Consider the following 17,788-nt stretch of genomic DNA (forward strand, 5'->3'; position numbering starts at 1 on the left):
GTAATTAAATCGATAATGCTATAAATAAAAGATAGTTCATATTTTATTGATAATAACACAGTTTTTAATCATTATTATGTCCTTGTATTGTTGACATGATTAGTAACTATGTGATATAAACTATGTGTTAGAATGCCTAATAGTTGTAGTAGTTTTGTTGTCATCCCTGTGTAGGGTCTATGTCATTCCTGCTTCGGTGCGGAATCTAGAAAAATAGACCGAGAGGGTTTGTGAGACTTTTTTAGACCCCTGCCTACGTAGGGGTGACATCGTGGTGGATAGGGGTGACATTGTAAGAGAAGCAGGGGTGACATTGTAGGCAGGGATCTAGAAATGAATTATTTTTTTAATTATAAAATGGTAAAATGATGGTGAAAAAACAAAAATTCTTTAAAAATTTGCTGGCTAGTAGTGCAATTGCCTCGGTTGTAGCTAGCCTAGGCAGTAGTAATGTGGCATTGGCGGCTGGTGTGGCTCGTGGTGCTGTAATTAGACAAAATGCGACTTTGACGGATGGTGATGCTAATGCGAATTGGAATGGAATTAATAACGTCGGTCGTCCTCTAGATCCCGTAGTATCATATAATGTGGATGATGTGTGGAAGGACCCTAATCTAGCAACTCGACAATTAGCAATCACCTATGGTGGTGGTTTTGAACTTACTGCTAACAGAGAAAATGCCGTTATTACCGCTATCAACTTAGCTCACAATAATCCCGGCAGACTTACGGTTAATGAAAATCTCTCAATTGGTTCTATAGTAAGTACTGATGCTGATGGTAATAATCCTAGTGCTGAGAGGTTACCTATAACTATAGCAGCTGGTCGCACCTTAACTTTAACTGGTACTGTAGCTGCTGCAGATCAGCATGGCTTTATTGTACCAGTGGCAAACACCTACACCGGCTTGGGTAATGTAACGCTTGGTGGTAATGATGCTGATGGTAATGCTTCAACCCTTGTAGTTGGCGATGGGATAAGTATTGGTGCTGTCACTACGAATAGTGATGATGAAGGAAGATTAACCTTCCTAGGAAATGCTGAAGTAATTGGGGAGGTCGGTACTCAAGGTCACGATTTAGAGCAGATAAATCTCGGTGATGGAACAGTTACTTTACACAAATCAGTTCATGCTGAAGTTATTAATTTTAATCATAACGATTCTATACTTAAAGTTAATAAAGATGCGGACATTGACGCTCATATAGAGATTCCTGATATTCATGGTGCAAATAGATCTCGTGGCACGCTAATCTTCGAAGGAGGAGCAGGAGGGGTTTCTGAAGTAAAAGGGCATATCGGTGCTGAAAATCATGCTTTAGCATTCATAAAGATAAAGGAAGGGCAAGTTACTTTTGGTAGAAATGTTTATGCTAATAACACTGAGCTTACCCATGAAAATTCTGTACTTAACGTGGGAGAGGGTGTAACAATCACTGGTAGTGTAGATAACACCACTGGTGCAGATAATAAGGGTATATTAAACTTCGAAAAAGCTGGTGGAGTAACTGGCACTATTGGTGGTGTTGGTCAGGCTTTAGCAGAGGTTAATTTTGGAATTGCTGCTGGGCCTGATGCGGGGGGAGGTGTTGTAAATTTAAGGGGTGCAGCCATTGCCGCAGATTTTAATATAAACCATAACAATGTTATAGTTATTGCTAGAGGTTTGATGACTGGTACTGTGAATTTTAATGCGGCTGGTAGGTTAACTGCTCATTTTGGGATTGCGGGTAATGTGAACTTCAAAGGTCATGCAGGTACAATTATTTTAGGAAGTGGTAAGACAATCACTGGTGCTGTGGATAACACTGGTGGTGTTGCTGCTGGTGTATTAAACTTCGCAGGAGCTGGCACGGTAACTGGGGCTATTGGTGCTACTAATGCTTTAACAGTGGTCAATTTCGGGGGAACTGAAACAGGTGTTGTAGAGTTACAGGGTGCAGCCAAGGCCACAAGTTTTAATATAAATAATCCTAATATTACTGTCAATGCTGCAGGTTTGATGAAGGGTGCTGTGAATTTTAATGGGACTGGTAGGTTAAATGCTAATGCTGGGATTGAGGGTAATGTGGACTTCAAAGGTAATGATGGTATAATTACTCTAGGAGCTGGTCAGAAAATCGAAGGTAATGTGGATAATGATAATGTTGATGCTATTAAGGCTGGCATATTAAACTTCGCAAGAGTTGGTGAAGTAACCGGGGCTATTGGTGCTACTTGTGCTTTAGCAGAGGTTAATTTTGGAATTGCTGGAATAGGAGGAGGTGCTGTACAGTTAGGGGGTGCATCCAATGCTAGAAATTTTAATATTAACCATGATGCTGCTGATGTTACCGCTGCAGGTTTGATGAGGGGTAATGTGAATTTTAATGCGGCTGGTAATTTAAATGCTGCTTTGGGGATTACGGGTAATGTGAACTTCAAAGGTCATGCAGGTACAATTACTCTAGGAGCTGCTCAGACAATCACTGGTGCTGTTACTGCGGGTGGAGTTGGTACAGGAACATTAACCTTTGCAGGAATTGGTACGGTAACTGGGGATATTGGTGCTGATGGTGCGAGACTTCACCAAATTATTACCGGCGGTGTTACTACATTAAGAGGAAGTGTCTATACTGATGATCTTCACTTTGGTAATGCTGTTGGTCATGCTGTAACAATTGGTGGTCATTTTGGAGGGAAAGTTACTTTTGATGCTGTTGAGGATGGAACACTGACATTTAACGGTGCTGCTGGACCTTATACTTTCGACTCAGCAATAGAGCATGGTGATCATGGTACTTTAAATGTTCGTACTAACCTTACAGCCACAAATGCACAGATTGGAAATATTAAAACCATAAATATAGGTACTATTGCTCCTGCTGCTAGGACTCTAACAATAGATGCTTCAAAAGGTCATGTTAATCTTCTTGGTCTAGTTGATCCTGCTGTTCATCAAAAGATTAATTTCTTGCATGCAGATTCGATCTTGGGTTTATATACAAAAAATAATGATAGCACCATAATTTTTCACGATGATTTACCAGGACTTGCTGGTGGTGGTGGTTTTGTGTTTATGGAAGGTAAGAATGCAACTTTAACTCTACAATCTGCAGGAGGAAAGAGTTTTGGTGCTGGTGATGCACTAAATGGATTGCTTGTTGCTGGTAGAGTTACCATTGTAGGAAGTGCTGCTAATAAACTTGACGTCCATAATGCACAAGTGTTGCACATTATTAATGGGGCAAGATTTACCGATAAAAGTGCTACTTCAGCACAGATTAAAAATATTCATATTGGGGCGGATTTTGGTGCTGGTGCCGGTCCAGCAACTTACATACTTGATGCAGAACACGGTGTTTTTAATTTAAATGCTACTAAGGCTGATCAGATTACTTTTGACCATGCAGATGCTCAGTTAACCTTACGGAATAGTGCTGCTGGAGATAAAACTATAACTTTGGTAAATAATTTAGATCCAGGTGCTGCAGGTGCTGATGGTAAGGGTATAGTTGAGCTTCATTCTGTTGTGGATGGAGAAACATTGACGATTGCTGGGGTAGGCTTATCTTTAGGTACTGGTGGTAATAACCTAAAAAAGGTAATTTTTTCTGGTGCTGGTAAATTTAACACTCAGCAGATTACCATTCATAGCAAAAATATAGAATTAAATGTAAATGAACTAACATTGGGTGCGGTTAATAGCAATATTTTATTTGCTACGAATACTGTACTTACCGCTAATGGTGATATTACAGGTAATGTAGATTTCCAAGATAAGGATGGTACAGTTAGGTTGGCACCTAATAAGAACATCAATGGTAGTATAATTGGTGGTGTTAATGGAACATTAGAATTCCTAGGAGATGCTACAGTAACAAGGCAGATTACTAACTTAAAGGTGTTAAAAGCTGGGGTAGGTGATGTACAATTAGCAGGTGTCAATCATAATATTAAAGAAATTCAAGGTAATGGTAATAATAATTTAATTTTTGCTACGAACTGTAATTTAACAGGTTCTATTAATTCAACAGGAGGAACTGCAGTTGGTTTAATATTCAAAGGCAACAATGGCGTTACTGGTGTAGTTGGAACGGACAAAAATCCTGTTGGTACTATAGAAGTCCAAGTTGGTACTACTAGATTTGGCGACAAAGTTCAAACTGATAATAATCAGGACATCATAATATCTAATGGGGCAACTGCTGAGTTTGCTAGTACTGTGACGACCCATGATATTAAGGGAGAGGCAGCCGGTCAAGGTACGGTTAAATTTAGTAATGCTAAAGAAGCTATAACCGTTAGTAGTACAATAGGTGCTGGAAATTCAGTATATACTCTAGAAATAGCGGGAGCAGATGTAGCGATTACCCAAGCAGTTTCGGCGAAGAATATTAGCTTCTCTAATGCTAAAGAGGCAACTTTAACTTTAAATGGAACAAGTACTGTAGATGGCATTAGTACTGTTGGTAATAATGTTCATACTCTTGCATTAGCTGCAGATTTTAGCACTGGAATACAAGATATTGGGTCAGAGAAGAATAGGTTAAAATCTATTAAATTACTGGGTGATCATAAAATTACTATTAATAGTGCTGTCTATTCCGATGTATCAACTAAAGATAATAATACTGGTAAAGTAGTTTTCAACTCGGATAGAAGCTTTGCTTATAACCTTGGAACAGAAAAATTAAGATTGTCTGATGTAACTTTTGATAATAATGCTACGGTAAAAGGTGATGTTTATTCTAAGCAAATAACAATTGCTAATGATAAGACTGCAACTTTTGCTGGTACTAAAAACAGAACTATATCTGTGCCAAACCTCACTGTAGATGGGTCTAGCCTATCAAGATTATTGAAAAGTTTTGCCTATAGTACACAAATTGTTTCGGATGAAATAAAAAATGCAGGTATTGCAAAATTTGATAATGCAGTACTGGTTGATGCCAAAATTAATGGTGGTAAGGTAACGTTTGTCGATAATGTTTGGTTTAAACAAACTGCTGATGGAACAGAAGTAAGTTTTGCTGCAAATAAGTTTGTAATATTAGAACAAAATATTAGGTTTGCTAATATTAAGGCAGATAAAGCTAAGATAATTATATTACCTAAAACAGCCTCTATAACTGGTAATTTAGCAGCTAAAGATTTCACCGTAGATCTTGCAGCTAATAAATTACAATATACTGGTAAGGCACAGCTGACAGGAAAGATAGAACTAGTTACTGCCTACGATACATCAAGTGGAGCAGGTGGTAATATAGAGGTTCAGAAAGATAGTGAATTGGATTTATCGAAAGCAGACCAGCTGATTATAAAAGTGAACGCTCAGACTGATGTTAACAAAATTCCTAAAGGGGGTACTCAGTATTTTGTGATTTCGTCAGTTGATGGTAAAGGTCTTGTTGCAATTGATAATAGTAAAGTTAGTCTTGACTCAACTGGTGAACAAAACCGTTTTGTAAAGTGGTCCATGGATTCTAGTGATCTAAAACTGTATATAACTGACATTTCTAATAAAGTTTTAGTTAAAGACTCTGCTAAATATGCACCACATGAACAAGAGTTTGTTAATAAACAATTGCTGAATGCAACAGGTGATGCTGCTAAATTCAGAGGCGAACTTGGTAAAATGGATCAAAAGAATGCCCATTTAGCGATTGAGAAACTATTGCCTGGTAATGAACATTCAATAGGAGAGAGTCTTGCAAAAACATCTGCAATAATGGGAACGTTGATATCTCAAACTGCTATCCAAATTGCTTCAAGACAGTATATGAGAATGCATAATCCTGCATCAGCTATAGGGTCTGGTGATGATGATCAGGTAATGTATGGAGTATGGGGTAGTCCATTCTATGGTACTGCTTGCCAAGAAATGTATGAAGGAGTTAGTGGTTATAAATCGAAATCAGCTGGTGGAATAGTTGGATTTGATGGTTTAGTAAATGATAATCTGCTACTTGGTGCAGCTTATAGCCGAATTAACACACAAATGTCTCATCAAAATCAGAAGGTTGGTGATAAAACTAACGGCAAGACTAATATCTTCTCTTTATATAGTTTATATAATTTTCCAAATAATTGGTTTACTGAAGCTATAGCATCATATGGCATAACTAGGGTTAAGAACTCAGAAGGACGCCTGATCGCAACGAAGGTGAGAACTGTTACTGCTCTAGAGACTGCTGCTGCTAAGTATAAATCTATTTCTTATAGTGGTCAATTACTTGCAGGGTATAATTATCAAGCTTCTGAAAAGTTAATGATTACCCCAACAATTGGACTCAGATATTTGCAATTTAAGGATGCTGGCTATACGGAAACTGGTACAAAATTCCAAAACCTAGCTGTTAAGAAAAGGTCGTACAATAAACTTGAAGGTATTTTGGGGTTAAGAACTGCGATAACCTTGAAGGTTAACGAAGTACTGTTAATACCAGAATTGCATGGTTACGTTAATCATGACTTCAAAGGAAAAGCACCAATTATTGATGCAAGGTTAGATGGGATAAATGAACCATTATCGACTAGATTAGTTAAACCTGCTAAGACCTCCTTCACTGTTGGTACTGGCTTAACTGCGAAATATAATATGATGGAATGTGGCGTTACCTATAATGCTAACATTGCCAGCAAATATATTGGTCACCAAGGTAGTTTGAAGGTTAAAGTGAATTTTTAAGTAGAACGAAAAAAGATGTCATTCCCGCCTACACGCCGGAATGACACCTTCCTGCCATTTATGTCATGGCAATTGTCATAACGTAAACACTCTTAGCCCCGGAATCCTTTAAGATTTTAGCACATTTGTTAATGGTAGTGCCAGTGGTCAATACATCATCTACTAATAATATTTTTTGGTCTATAATTTGATATTTTTTATTGAGTATAAGGCTATTTGATAAGTTTTTTTCTCGTTCTTTTTTAGATAAAAAAGTTTGGGATTTGGTCCATCTTGACTTAATTAATACGTCAGGACTTACCGGTTTTTTTAGTAGTTTGCTGATTTCTTGAGCCATAATCAAAGCAGGATTATACATTCTAAACAATCTTTTGAACCTATTCATTGGAACTGGAATAATCAGGTCAATATCTTGAAATTCGCTGTGGTATTGTCTATAAAGTAATTTGCTGAAAGTTTTGGAGAAAATAGTTTTATCTTGATATTTAAAGGCATGAATTATTTCTTTGCTATGCTCATTAAATTTAATTAAGCTACGAGACATGTCATAGCAAGGTTTATGTTGAAAGCATTTTGCACAACACATATTATCTAAAATTGATATATCTAATCTACAACCACAAATATTGCAGTAAGGTTTTGTAATAAAATCAAGTTTCTTCCAACAATTTAGACAAAAATCCTCTTTAGTGGCAGTCATTTCAGCACAAGACAAACATCTTGCTGGCAAGATATAATCTATTAGATAATTATAAAATCTACTGATTTTGTACATTATTATAAAAGCAAACCTTTAGACGCGAATTCGGGATAAGAATTTGTCAATTCTTATCCCAAATGGGGGTTTAGGCAATATCTCTAGTTAAATTTACCGGTCTACGAACACATGGGTTGCTAGTACTAGAAGAATCTGTTGATTCAATAGACACACAAGGGCTTTTAATCTCGTAAGGAGGACCAGGAGTGCATGATAATAACTGCAAGAGTATAACAAAAAACATAGAAAATCTTAATAATTTTGTCATAATTGTCATTTAGAATTAATTTTATTACCTTAGATTCTATAGGAGGTTAACCTAGTTCGCAATAAATCTCAAGTACATTTGATAAAAAATAAGCTTTAGATACAAAATACATAATAGCTTGTGGTATTTTCCCTGACAAGCATATATACTCTCTTCAAATATTTGCAAGTAATAACCTGAGGAAACGATGGTAAGTACCACATTCAAAGAAAGACCTCCTTATGCTAGAAAGTATAATAGCTGGCGTATTAGAATTTTATATTCAATAATTATTGGTTATTCAACATTCATATTTTGTCGTCAGAATTTTAATATTGCAATGCCTGCTTTAATGGATCATTTTGAGGTAACAAAAACTCAACTTGGCTGGATTTTAACAGCCTCTTCTATAGTTTATGGTGTAGGAAAATTGTGTAATGGATTCTTTAGCGATAGATCAAATGCTCGTATATTTATGGTGATTGGTCTTGCCCTTGTAGGCATCATAACATTGTTATCGGGTTTTGCTTCTAGTATAACCTCACTGGGTCTTTTATGGATTCTGAATAATTGGTTTCAATCCATGGGCTGGCCGCCTGCAACACGTATGTTGACTTATTGGTATGCTTCTAAGGAATTAGGAATGAAATGGTCTTTGGGGGCTACTTCTAATCAAATTGGTGGAGCAACTACTATGATAGTGTGTGGCTATTTAATAGACGTTTATGGTTGGGAAGCAGCATTTATAATTCCTGGAATAATGGCATTATTAATATCGTTATTTTTATTTAATAGATTACGTAATTCTCCCAATGAGGTTAATTTACCCATAGTGGAAGAGTATAAAGAATGTGATATATCTCTTGGAAGCGATGGTGATAATTTATTAACGAGGCAACTAATAAAAATTGTATTTTGTAATAGGCTAGTGTGGTATGTGTGTTTTGCTAATATGTTTGTTTATATTGTACGGTCAGGTGTAATTTTTTGGGCACCCGTATTTTTACGTGAACTAAAAAACGTTACTATTGCTCAAGCTGGCCTACAAGTTGCTTCTTATGACATCTTAGGTTTAATTGGTGGTGTTGTTGCTGGATGGATGTCAGACAAGCTATTTCAAGGACGACGTGGACCAGTTGGTTCAGTATTTATGTTTGTTTTGGCTTTTACTCTTATTTTATTTTGGCAAATACCAAACGAGTATGAAATATTTAGCATGATTATTCTTGCTTTGGCTGGTTTCTTTGTATCTGGACCGCAAGTCTTAATAGGTGTTGCTACAGCAGATTTTACTAATAAACAAGCAGTTGGTACGGCTAACGGTCTTTCAGGTCTATTTGGTTATCTTGGTGCTGCATTGGCTGGGGTATGTGTTGGTTGGATTTCTGATAATTTAGGTTGGAATGGTGTTTTTTTATTTTTTATCTTTTCTGCTTTCTTGGGGGCAATACTTTTTTCCTTAACTTGGAATTATAGTTCTAGAAAAATTGTATAAAGTACTACTTTAACTGTGCTATCAGAATTTGCTTGCCAAAAATATATAAATTTATATAAATATTAACAATAAATTAATAAAGGTTTACCGTGACTCAAGAATATACATTTTCAATGATTAAGCCAGATGCTACGAAAAGAAACCTAATTGGTAAAATTATTTCTTACTTAGAAAATACTGGACTAAAAATAGTAGCTCAAAGAATGACTATTCTAACTAGAGATCAAGCAGAGAATTTCTATGCAGAACATAGGTCAAAGGCATTTTTTAATAGTTTAGTGGAATATATCATTTCTGGTCCAGTCGTCTTGCAGGTGCTTAAAGGGGAAAATGCTGTTTTAAAAAATCGTAGAATAATGGGGGCTACTAACCCAAATGATGCTGAACTAGGCACAATTCGAAAAGATTTTGCAGAGAATATTGAGGCTAATAGTATCCATGGTTCTGATAGTTTAGAAAGTGCAGAAAGAGAAGTGCAATTATTCTTTACTAAAAAAGAAATTGTAGAATAACTTAAGTCTTATGAAATATAGCGTTGTAGTTATTGGTGGTGGTCATGCTGGTTGTGAGGCAGCTTCCGCTTCTGCACGTCGTGGTGTAGATACTCTTTTAATCACTCTAAAGCTAGATAATCTTGGTGAAATGTCTTGTAATCCTGCAATAGGTGGAGTGGCAAAAGGTACTCTAGTGAAAGAGGTAGATGCACTTGATGGGCTTATGGGTAAAATTATAGATCAAGCTGGTATACATTATAAGATGCTTAATGAAAGTAAAGGACCAGCAGTTTGGGGACCAAGAGCTCAAGCTGATAGAAAACTTTATAAAAAAGCTATGTATAATGCTTTGATAAATCACCCAAATTTGACAATTTTATATGCATCTGTAGAAAATATTGAAATCCAAGACTCTAAAGTAAAAGCATTGATTTTAGACGATGGTACGAGAATTGAATGTCAAAAAACTGTGTTGACTACAGGTACGTTTTTATCTGGACTCATTCATATAGGGTCTAAAAAAATCCCATCTGGTAGAGTGGGTGAAAGACCATCATACGGCTTATCTAAGACATTAAAAGATCTAGGTTTTTCTCTTGGTAGGTTAAAAACTGGTACACCTCCAAGAATAGATGGGAGAACAATTGATTATAACGAAGTAGAAGTGCAGGCTGGAGATGCCGTACCACGCCCTTTCTCTGAACTTACAGATTCTATTAAGGTAAAGCAAATAAATTGTTTCGTTACTAGAACAACTGAACAAACTCATGAAATTATTAGAAATAATTTAGATAAATCAGCTATGTATTCTGGACAAATCGAGGGCATAGGGCCAAGATATTGCCCATCTATTGAGGATAAGGTTACTAGGTTTTCTAAAGCAAGTCATCAAATATTTTTAGAACCTGAAGGTTTGGATGACCATACTATATACCCAAATGGTATATCTACATCATTACCTGAAGATATACAACTAGCATTACTAAAGACAATTCCTGGTCTTAAGAAGGCTACAATGTTAAGACCAGCCTATGCAATAGAATATGATTATGTTGATCCTAGAGAATTAAAAGCAACGTTAGAAACAAAAAAAGTTGAGGGGTTATACTTTGCTGGTCAAATTAATGGCACTACTGGTTATGAAGAAGCGGCGGGGCAAGGAATCATAGCAGGTATTAATGCAGCTTTATCACTAAAAAGTCAATCAAATTTTATTTTGACTAGAGCAGATGCCTATATTGGTGTTATGATTGATGATTTAATTACTCTTGGTACAGCAGAGCCTTATAGAATGTTTACTTCTAGATCTGAATATAGGCTTTCAGTTAGGGCAGATAATGCAGATTTAAGACTAACTCAAATGGCTATAGATTTTGGTATTGTATCTGATTTACGCAAAGAGATTTTTAACAAAAAATGTGAAGATATTCATAAAGCAGAAAATATTGTAAAAAATATTTCTTTAACAACCACTAAGTTAGCTAATCTAGGTGTGTCTATCTCACAGGATGGTTCGCATAAAACAGCCTTTGATTTGCTAGGATTACCAAATTTTGGTGTCGATAAAACAATAGAAATCTTTCCAGAGCTTGTTTCATTAAATAGAAAACTTCTTCATTATCTTTATATCGAATCAAGGTATTCCTCTTATTTGATTAGACAGAATGCAGATATTCAATTATTTAAAGAAGAAGAGTTGGAATTGTTAGATGATGATATTGATTATTTTAAAATACCAAGTTTGTCTACAGAGGTACGAGAAAAACTACATCATCATAAACCAGATACTATTGGTGCGGCTAGAAGAATATCCGGTGTTACTCCAGCCGCTTTAATAGCAATTATAATTTATATGAAAACAAGACATAGAAATTAATGCTTAACTATGATAATATTTCACGTGAAACAATAAATGCTCTTGAAAAATATCAATCGTTAACATTGAAATGGAATAAAACTATTAATCTCGTTTCTTGTAATACTGAACATGAGTTTTGGGTAAGACATATTTTAGATTCTTTGCAATTAATGAAATACATAAATGAGCAAAATATCCATTTAGTAGATGTTGGTTCGGGTGGTGGATTTCCAGGGATAGTATTGTCTATTGCAGGGATACAGAATGTTACTTTAGTGGAATCTGATATAAGAAAGTCTATTTTTTTATTGCAAGCTTCTAAAATTTCTAGTAACAAAGTAAAGGTGGTTAATCAACGAATAGAAGATATTAAATTAGATTGTGATATATTAACTTCTAGGGCATTTGCTCAGTTAGAGAAAATATTTGTTTATACCAAACATATTAATGTAAAAAATAAGTATTTGTTATTTAAAGGTGAGCAGTATCAAAAAGAAATTGAGATTGCCAAAAAGAGGTGGTCTTTTTGTCATTCGGTATATGATAGTGAGACTTCTAATAATAGTAAAATTCTAGAAATTAGTAATATACATGACAAAAATAGTTGCGATAGTTAATCAAAAAGGTGGAGTTGCTAAAACTACGACTACTGTAAATTTATCGACAGCTTTATCTGTAATGGATAAAAAAATTTTAGTAATAGATTTAGATCCTCAAGGAAATAGTAGCACTGGCTTTGGTATAAATCAACAAGATAGAAAGGTTACTATTTATCAGGTATTAACAGGTTCAAAGCCTATTGAAGAAGCTATAATACAAACAAATATTCCAAATTTACAATTAATTACAGCTAATACTAATTTGTCTGGTGCTGAGTCGGATTTATTAAGTATAAAAAAGCGAGAATATTTATTATCAGATTTATTAAATAACTTAGTCGATGACTATGATTATGTTATGATAGATTGCCCTCCATCTCTTAATCTGCTGACAGTCAATGCGTTAGTTGCTTGTGATAATGTGTTAATTCCTATGCAGTGCGATTTTTATTCATTAGAAGGGTTAAGTCATTTACTAAAAACAATTGAAATTATAGAGAAGAGTCTAAACCCAAAAATAAAAATTGCTGGTATTTTATTTACTATGTATGATAAACGCAATCTATTAACTGAGCAAGTGGAAGAGGACGTTAGAAAATGCTTAGGAAGATTGGTATTTAAGACAGTTATTCCAAGGAATATAAAACTATCTGAGGCACCATCTTACGGTCAGCCAGCAATTATTTACGATCATAAATGTGCTGGCTCTATTGCTTATATGGAACTTACTAAAGAGATTTTAGGTAGAAATATATGAAAAACAAAGGTTTAGGTAAAGGGTTGTCAGCTTTGCTTGGAGAAGAGGTTTTTACTATAGAGAAAGATGAATTAGTAAAAATTATAGATATCGACAAAATTGAAGCTAGGAATAATCAACCAAGGAAAAAATTTGAGTATGATAAAATAAAAGAATTAGCCGATTCCATAAGTAATAATGGTTTGTTACAACCAATTATTGTTAGTTCAATTAGCAATGGGAAATATAAAATTATAGCTGGTGAGAGACGTTGGCGTGCTTGTAAGATAGCTAAGGTTACTGATATTCCTGCAATTATAAAAGATTTAAATGATAAAGAGATTATAGAAATAGCTCTAATTGAAAATATTCAAAGGGAGGAATTATCGGTTATAGAAGAATCAGAAGGATTTGAGCGGTTAATAAAAGAGTTTGGTTATACACAAGAGCAGCTAGCAGAAAAACTTAGCAAAAGTCGTAGTCATGTAGCGAATTTATTAAGGCTAAATCAATTGCCACAATCTATCAAAGATAAAATAAATGATGGGTTTTTAACTATGGGACATGCAAGATGTTTAATTAATCATGAGCAGGCTGAGATAATAGCTAATTATATTATTGAGAATGATTTAAACGTTCGTCAAACTGAAGATATGGTAAGACACTGGTCCAAAAATGAATATACAAAAGCCCCAGAACATGAGAAACGTGTAGGAAAGAAATTCCTAAAAGAAGGTAGTAAAGATAATGATTTACAGTTATTAGCTAAATCATTGTCAGAAAGATTTAATATAAAAGTAACTATTGAAGACTATCCAATTGGTGGAAAATTAATATTTCACTATAATAGTTTAGAGGAACTTGATTCAATTTTGTCGAGGTTAAATTAAATGCAAATTTTTTTAGATAGTGCTGATATTAAAGAAATTGATGAGATTAACCAATTGGGTATCATTGATGGTATAACTACTAATCCTTCTTTGATGTCTAAGACAAAAGATGATTTTGGATCAACCATTGTTAAGATATGTAAGATAGTACGCTCTGATGTTAGTGTGGAAGTAGCTGCCAATGATGTTGACACTATGATTAGCCAAGGTAATAAAATTTTAGGAATATCAAATAATATTGTTATTAAATTACCTATGACATGGAATGGTATTAAAGTGTGCCAGTATTTTGCAGATAAAGGAAAGAAAGTAAATATGACACTATGCTTTTCGGTTAATCAAGCTCTTATTGCTGCAAAAGCTGGAGCATATTATGTATCACCTTTTATAGGTAGGCTTGATGATATAGGTCAAAATGGTATGAGTTTAATAAGCGATATAAGACAGATGTATGATAATTATCAATATCAGACAAAAATCCTAGCGGCATCTATAAGAAACCCTAACCATGTTTATCAATCTGCTATGTATGGAGCTGATGTTGCTACAATGTCTAGTAAAATTATCAAACAATTATTAGATCATCCACTAACAGATTCAGGTTTAGAGGTTTTTAATAGAGATTGGGCTAAATCTGGATTAAAGTTTTAATAATTAAAAAGGTGAATATATGAAAAAAACTCAATTACAATTAAAGACTATAAAGCTTGTAGGTATTAATAAGGTGCGTACTTCCAACATAGTTGAGCTGAACCCTGAAACAGCCCAAATTGCTTCTTGCTTTCAAAAGTTTCTTCAGCAGGATTTTGCTAGTAGAATCCCTAATAGGGTAAATCCTAATGTTATTTTTTCTGTATATACTGAGTATGAAAGTGATCATACAGGAGAATATAGTTATTTTCTTGGAGAAGAGAGTAGTGACATTGCAGTTATTCCAAAAGGTCTAGATAGTTTAATTATTCCTGAACAAAAATATATAAAGTTTACCACTGAAGCTGGTTCAATGCCTGATATTGTAATAAATAGTTGGCAAAAAATTTGGCAAATGTCATCAGAATCTTTGGGGGGTACTAGAAGTTATCGTGCAGATTTTGAAATTTATGATGAACGTAGTATAGATTACAAAAACGCAATAGTAGATATCTATATAGGTATTAATTAAACTGCAAAAAGTAATTTATACTTTATGTTACAAAAACTATAGAATTAATTCATATATATTAAGGTTAATCTTTCCACCAACTATTTATAAAGTTAAAAGCTACAAGTAAATTATAAAAAATAATCGACAATAAAGGAATTAAGAGTTATGTCATATCAATATGTTTATGTTATGAATGGTCTAAGTAAGACTATCAATGGTAAACAAATCTTAAAAGAAACGTATTTATCCTTCTTACCAGGGGCAAAAATTGGTATTATTGGTCCAAATGGTGCAGGTAAATCTACTCTTCTAAAAATTATGGCAGGTATTGACAAAGAATATGACGGTGAGGCTTTTGTAGCTAGTGGGATTAGAGTTGGCTATTTAGCTCAGGAGCCGCATCTTGATCCTACTAGAAATGTTTTTGATAATATTATGGAAAGTTTAAGTGAGAAGAAAGCTTTAATCGATGAATTTAATGAAATAAGCTATAAATTTGCTGAGGAAATGTCAGATGATGCAATGAACGAACTTCTAGCAAAACAGGCTGATCTACAGGAGAAAATAGATAGTTGTGATGCTTGGAGTTTAGAGAGGGAAATAGAGATTGCTATGTTTGCATTAAGGTGTCCAGATAAAGATGCTGATGTTACAAAAATCTCAGGTGGGGAAAAAAGGCGAGTTGGGTTATGTAAACTTTTACTAGAAAAGCCTGATATGTTATTACTTGATGAACCGACAAACCATTTAGATGCTGAATCGGTATCTTGGCTAGAAAATTATTTAAAAAATTATAAAGGTACTGTAGTAGTTATTACCCATGATCGATATTTTCTTGATAATGTAACGGATTGGATATTAGAGGTGGATCGTGGTAGATGTGTTCCATGGCATTCTAATTACACTGCTTGGCTCGAGCAAAAGCAAGCAAAATTAGAGCTTGAAGATAAAGAAGAAGATGATAGGAGTAAACAATTAAAAAGAGAACTTGAATGGATACGTCAATCACCAAAAGCTAGGCAATCAAAAAGTAAGGCTAGAATTACCGCCTATCAGGATTTGTTGACCAAACAAAAAGAACAAAGATCCGGCACTGCACAAATTATTATACCTAATGGTCCACGCTTAGGCGATTTAGTTATAGAGGCAGAGCATATAGCAAAGAGATACGGTGATAAGGTGTTGTTATCAGATTTTAGCTTTAAGGTTGTTCCAGGAGCTATTGTTGGTATTATAGGTCCAAATGGAGCAGGTAAATCAACTTTATTTAACATTATCACTGGCAAAACTGATCCAAATCACGGCTCTATTAAATTAGGACAAACTGTTAAACTTGGTTACGTTGATCAATCAAGAGATGATTTAGACGATAACAAGACTGTGTGGGATGAGATTTCCTCAGGTCTTGAAGAGTTACAACTTGGTTCTAGATCAATGAAAAGTCGAGCTTATTGTGCAGCCTTTAATTTTAGGGGTGGAGACCAACAGAAGAAAGTAGGGCAACTTTCTGGTGGTGAACGTAATAGAGTGCATATAGCCAAATTACTAAAAGAGGGAGCTAACGTTATATTACTTGATGAACCATCGAATGATCTTGATGTTGATACGTTACGAGCCTTGGAAGATGCGATTTTGGATTTTGCTGGATGTGTATTAGTAATAAGCCATGATCGTTGGTTTTTAGATAGAATAGCAACACATATTATTGCTTTTGATAAAGATGGAAATGCTACATGGTTTGAAGGAAATTACCAAGATTACCATGATTATATGATTAATTTAACAGGGGAAAATATTATTAATCCTAAATATCGTCATAAAAAGTTAGTATAAAATATGTCTCTAGGAGAAATATTAGTGGTTATGTTAGTAGCACTGATAGTAATGAAGCCAGAAGATATTCCAAGCATTATAAAAAAAATTCAAGAATTTAAATTATACTGCTCAGCTATCAAAAATCAAGCATTGGCCTATATTACGAAAGACTTAAAAATTGATAACGATATTCTAAAGAATAATGCTGAGCAGTTGAATTTTTATTTAGAAAGAATCATTAATATCCAAGGCTATTATGATGGTAATTATTCTCTAGATGAACTTAAAGCAAAGTATGATGAGCTTATAAAAATAAAAAGTACAAAGTATGTACAAGATTGTAAGAAATAATGAATTTATTGAATATATAAAAGATATATTAGCACCTTTCGGTCAAATAACTACTCGTGCGATGTTCGGTAGTTATGGTATATATAAAGATAGAGTGATAATAGGGATTATTGCAGAAAGTGAGCTATATTTTAAAGCAGATAGCTTCGCCGCTAAATATTTTAAATCTTTTGGCTCACAGCCATTTACCTATAATAGCAAAAATAAGCTGGTAACTATATCATATTGGAAAGTATTACCTGAAATTTTAGATCAAGAGGAAGCACTTGGAAAATGGGTCTCTATGGCGTTTAATGTATCTATTAATTCCAAGAAAATACCTCATGCTTTAAATCATTTGAGTATATACCCCAATTCGAGATAAGAATTAGTTAATTCTTATCCCGAATTCGCGTTATATGAGATCATATGGAAAAATTTGCTAATTACTTAAGAGAACAATTACAAAGTGAAGAAGAAGTTGAGGCGTATGTCAATGCTCATAGAACCCTACTTTTTTTTATATAACCACTATTAAAATTGCTGCTGATTGTCTATTAGCGAGGAGTCGCTGAAAGCGGTGACGCGGCAATCCAGGATACGCGAAGCGTGCTAGAAAAAACAGCTTCGCTGTTTACCTGGATCGCCACGGCATCTAAAGATGCCTCGCGATGACGATTATAGAAAAAAGTAGGGTACTATGGTCAATGCTGCTCCTGAAGACGACAACGCAATTCTTGATTTTTTATTCT

Annotated in this window: 14 protein-coding genes; 12 read left to right on the plus strand and 2 right to left on the minus strand. The window is 34.5% G+C overall.

Annotation, left to right across the window (positions count from 1 at the left end; translation table 11 throughout):
- The first annotated feature begins 365 nt into the window (after nucleotides 1-365).
- The gene (locus ACN1AG_RS01980) at nucleotides 366-6,671 is read left to right on the plus strand and encodes an autotransporter domain-containing protein (RefSeq protein WP_417905296.1); all 6,306 of its coding nucleotides are present in this window, start codon (nucleotides 366-368) and stop codon (nucleotides 6,669-6,671) included.
- Between the two features lie 58 nt (nucleotides 6,672-6,729).
- On the opposite strand, the gene ACN1AG_RS01985 is transcribed toward ACN1AG_RS01980, so the two are convergent.
- Both ACN1AG_RS01985 and ACN1AG_RS01990 read right to left on the minus strand, forming a co-directional pair.
- Nucleotides 6,730-7,446, minus strand: coding sequence for a ComF family protein (locus tag ACN1AG_RS01985; RefSeq protein ID WP_417905297.1), 717 nt, complete (start codon nucleotides 7,444-7,446; stop codon nucleotides 6,730-6,732).
- A gap of 70 nt (nucleotides 7,447-7,516) precedes the next feature.
- A complete protein-coding gene (locus ACN1AG_RS01990; protein ID WP_417905298.1) occupies nucleotides 7,517-7,696 on the minus strand; it encodes a DUF2706 domain-containing protein in 180 nt (59 codons plus the stop codon).
- Between the two features lie 187 nt (nucleotides 7,697-7,883).
- Between ACN1AG_RS01990 and ACN1AG_RS01995 the strand changes: the two genes are divergently transcribed.
- The 11 genes from ACN1AG_RS01995 (at nucleotide 7,884) to ACN1AG_RS02045 (ending at nucleotide 17,421) form a co-directional block, all read left to right on the plus strand.
- Entirely contained in the window at nucleotides 7,884-9,170 is a 1,287-nt protein-coding gene (locus ACN1AG_RS01995) for an MFS transporter (RefSeq protein ID WP_417905299.1), read from the plus strand.
- An 89-nt stretch (nucleotides 9,171-9,259) separates the two neighbouring features.
- Complete coding sequence (ndk, locus tag ACN1AG_RS02000; RefSeq protein WP_417905300.1) at nucleotides 9,260-9,682, plus strand: nucleoside-diphosphate kinase; 423 nt, start codon at nucleotides 9,260-9,262, stop codon at nucleotides 9,680-9,682.
- Nucleotides 9,683-9,692: 10 nt separating this feature from the next.
- Nucleotides 9,693-11,540, plus strand: a complete 1,848-nt coding sequence (gene mnmG, locus ACN1AG_RS02005; RefSeq protein WP_417905301.1) for a tRNA uridine-5-carboxymethylaminomethyl(34) synthesis enzyme MnmG — start codon at nucleotides 9,693-9,695, stop codon at nucleotides 11,538-11,540.
- Nucleotides 11,540-12,139: a 16S rRNA (guanine(527)-N(7))-methyltransferase RsmG gene (rsmG, locus tag ACN1AG_RS02010; protein ID WP_417905302.1), complete on the plus strand. Its 600-nt coding sequence runs from the start codon at nucleotides 11,540-11,542 to the stop codon at nucleotides 12,137-12,139. The genes mnmG and rsmG overlap by 1 nt, the downstream gene beginning before the upstream one ends.
- Nucleotides 12,114-12,878, plus strand: coding sequence for a ParA family protein (locus ACN1AG_RS02015; RefSeq protein ID WP_417905303.1), 765 nt, complete (start codon nucleotides 12,114-12,116; stop codon nucleotides 12,876-12,878). Before rsmG ends, ACN1AG_RS02015 begins: the two co-directional genes overlap by 26 nt.
- A complete protein-coding gene (locus tag ACN1AG_RS02020; protein WP_417905304.1) occupies nucleotides 12,875-13,747 on the plus strand; it encodes a ParB/RepB/Spo0J family partition protein in 873 nt (290 codons plus the stop codon). Before ACN1AG_RS02015 ends, ACN1AG_RS02020 begins: the two co-directional genes overlap by 4 nt.
- Nucleotides 13,748-14,398, plus strand: coding sequence for a fructose-6-phosphate aldolase (fsa, locus tag ACN1AG_RS02025; protein ID WP_417905305.1), 651 nt, complete (start codon nucleotides 13,748-13,750; stop codon nucleotides 14,396-14,398). It begins immediately after the preceding gene.
- 19 nt (nucleotides 14,399-14,417) lie between these two features.
- Complete coding sequence (locus ACN1AG_RS02030) at nucleotides 14,418-14,909, plus strand: GyrI-like domain-containing protein (RefSeq protein WP_417905306.1); 492 nt, start codon at nucleotides 14,418-14,420, stop codon at nucleotides 14,907-14,909.
- 147 nt (nucleotides 14,910-15,056) lie between these two features.
- On the plus strand, nucleotides 15,057-16,724 hold the full coding sequence (gene ettA, locus ACN1AG_RS02035) for an energy-dependent translational throttle protein EttA (protein WP_417905307.1): 1,668 nt from the start codon (nucleotides 15,057-15,059) through the stop codon (nucleotides 16,722-16,724).
- A gap of 3 nt (nucleotides 16,725-16,727) precedes the next feature.
- Nucleotides 16,728-17,057: a DUF2672 domain-containing protein gene (locus ACN1AG_RS02040; RefSeq protein ID WP_417905308.1), complete on the plus strand. Its 330-nt coding sequence runs from the start codon at nucleotides 16,728-16,730 to the stop codon at nucleotides 17,055-17,057.
- Nucleotides 17,035-17,421 (plus strand): TfoX/Sxy family protein, encoded by a 387-nt coding sequence (locus ACN1AG_RS02045; protein ID WP_417905309.1) that lies wholly within the window; start codon nucleotides 17,035-17,037, stop codon nucleotides 17,419-17,421. The genes ACN1AG_RS02040 and ACN1AG_RS02045 overlap by 23 nt, the downstream gene beginning before the upstream one ends.
- Nucleotides 17,422-17,788 lie beyond the last annotated feature (367 nt).

It is taken from the genome of Candidatus Tisiphia endosymbiont of Micropterix aruncella (assembly GCF_965178575.1).
Classification (GTDB): domain Bacteria; phylum Pseudomonadota; class Alphaproteobacteria; order Rickettsiales; family Rickettsiaceae; genus Tisiphia.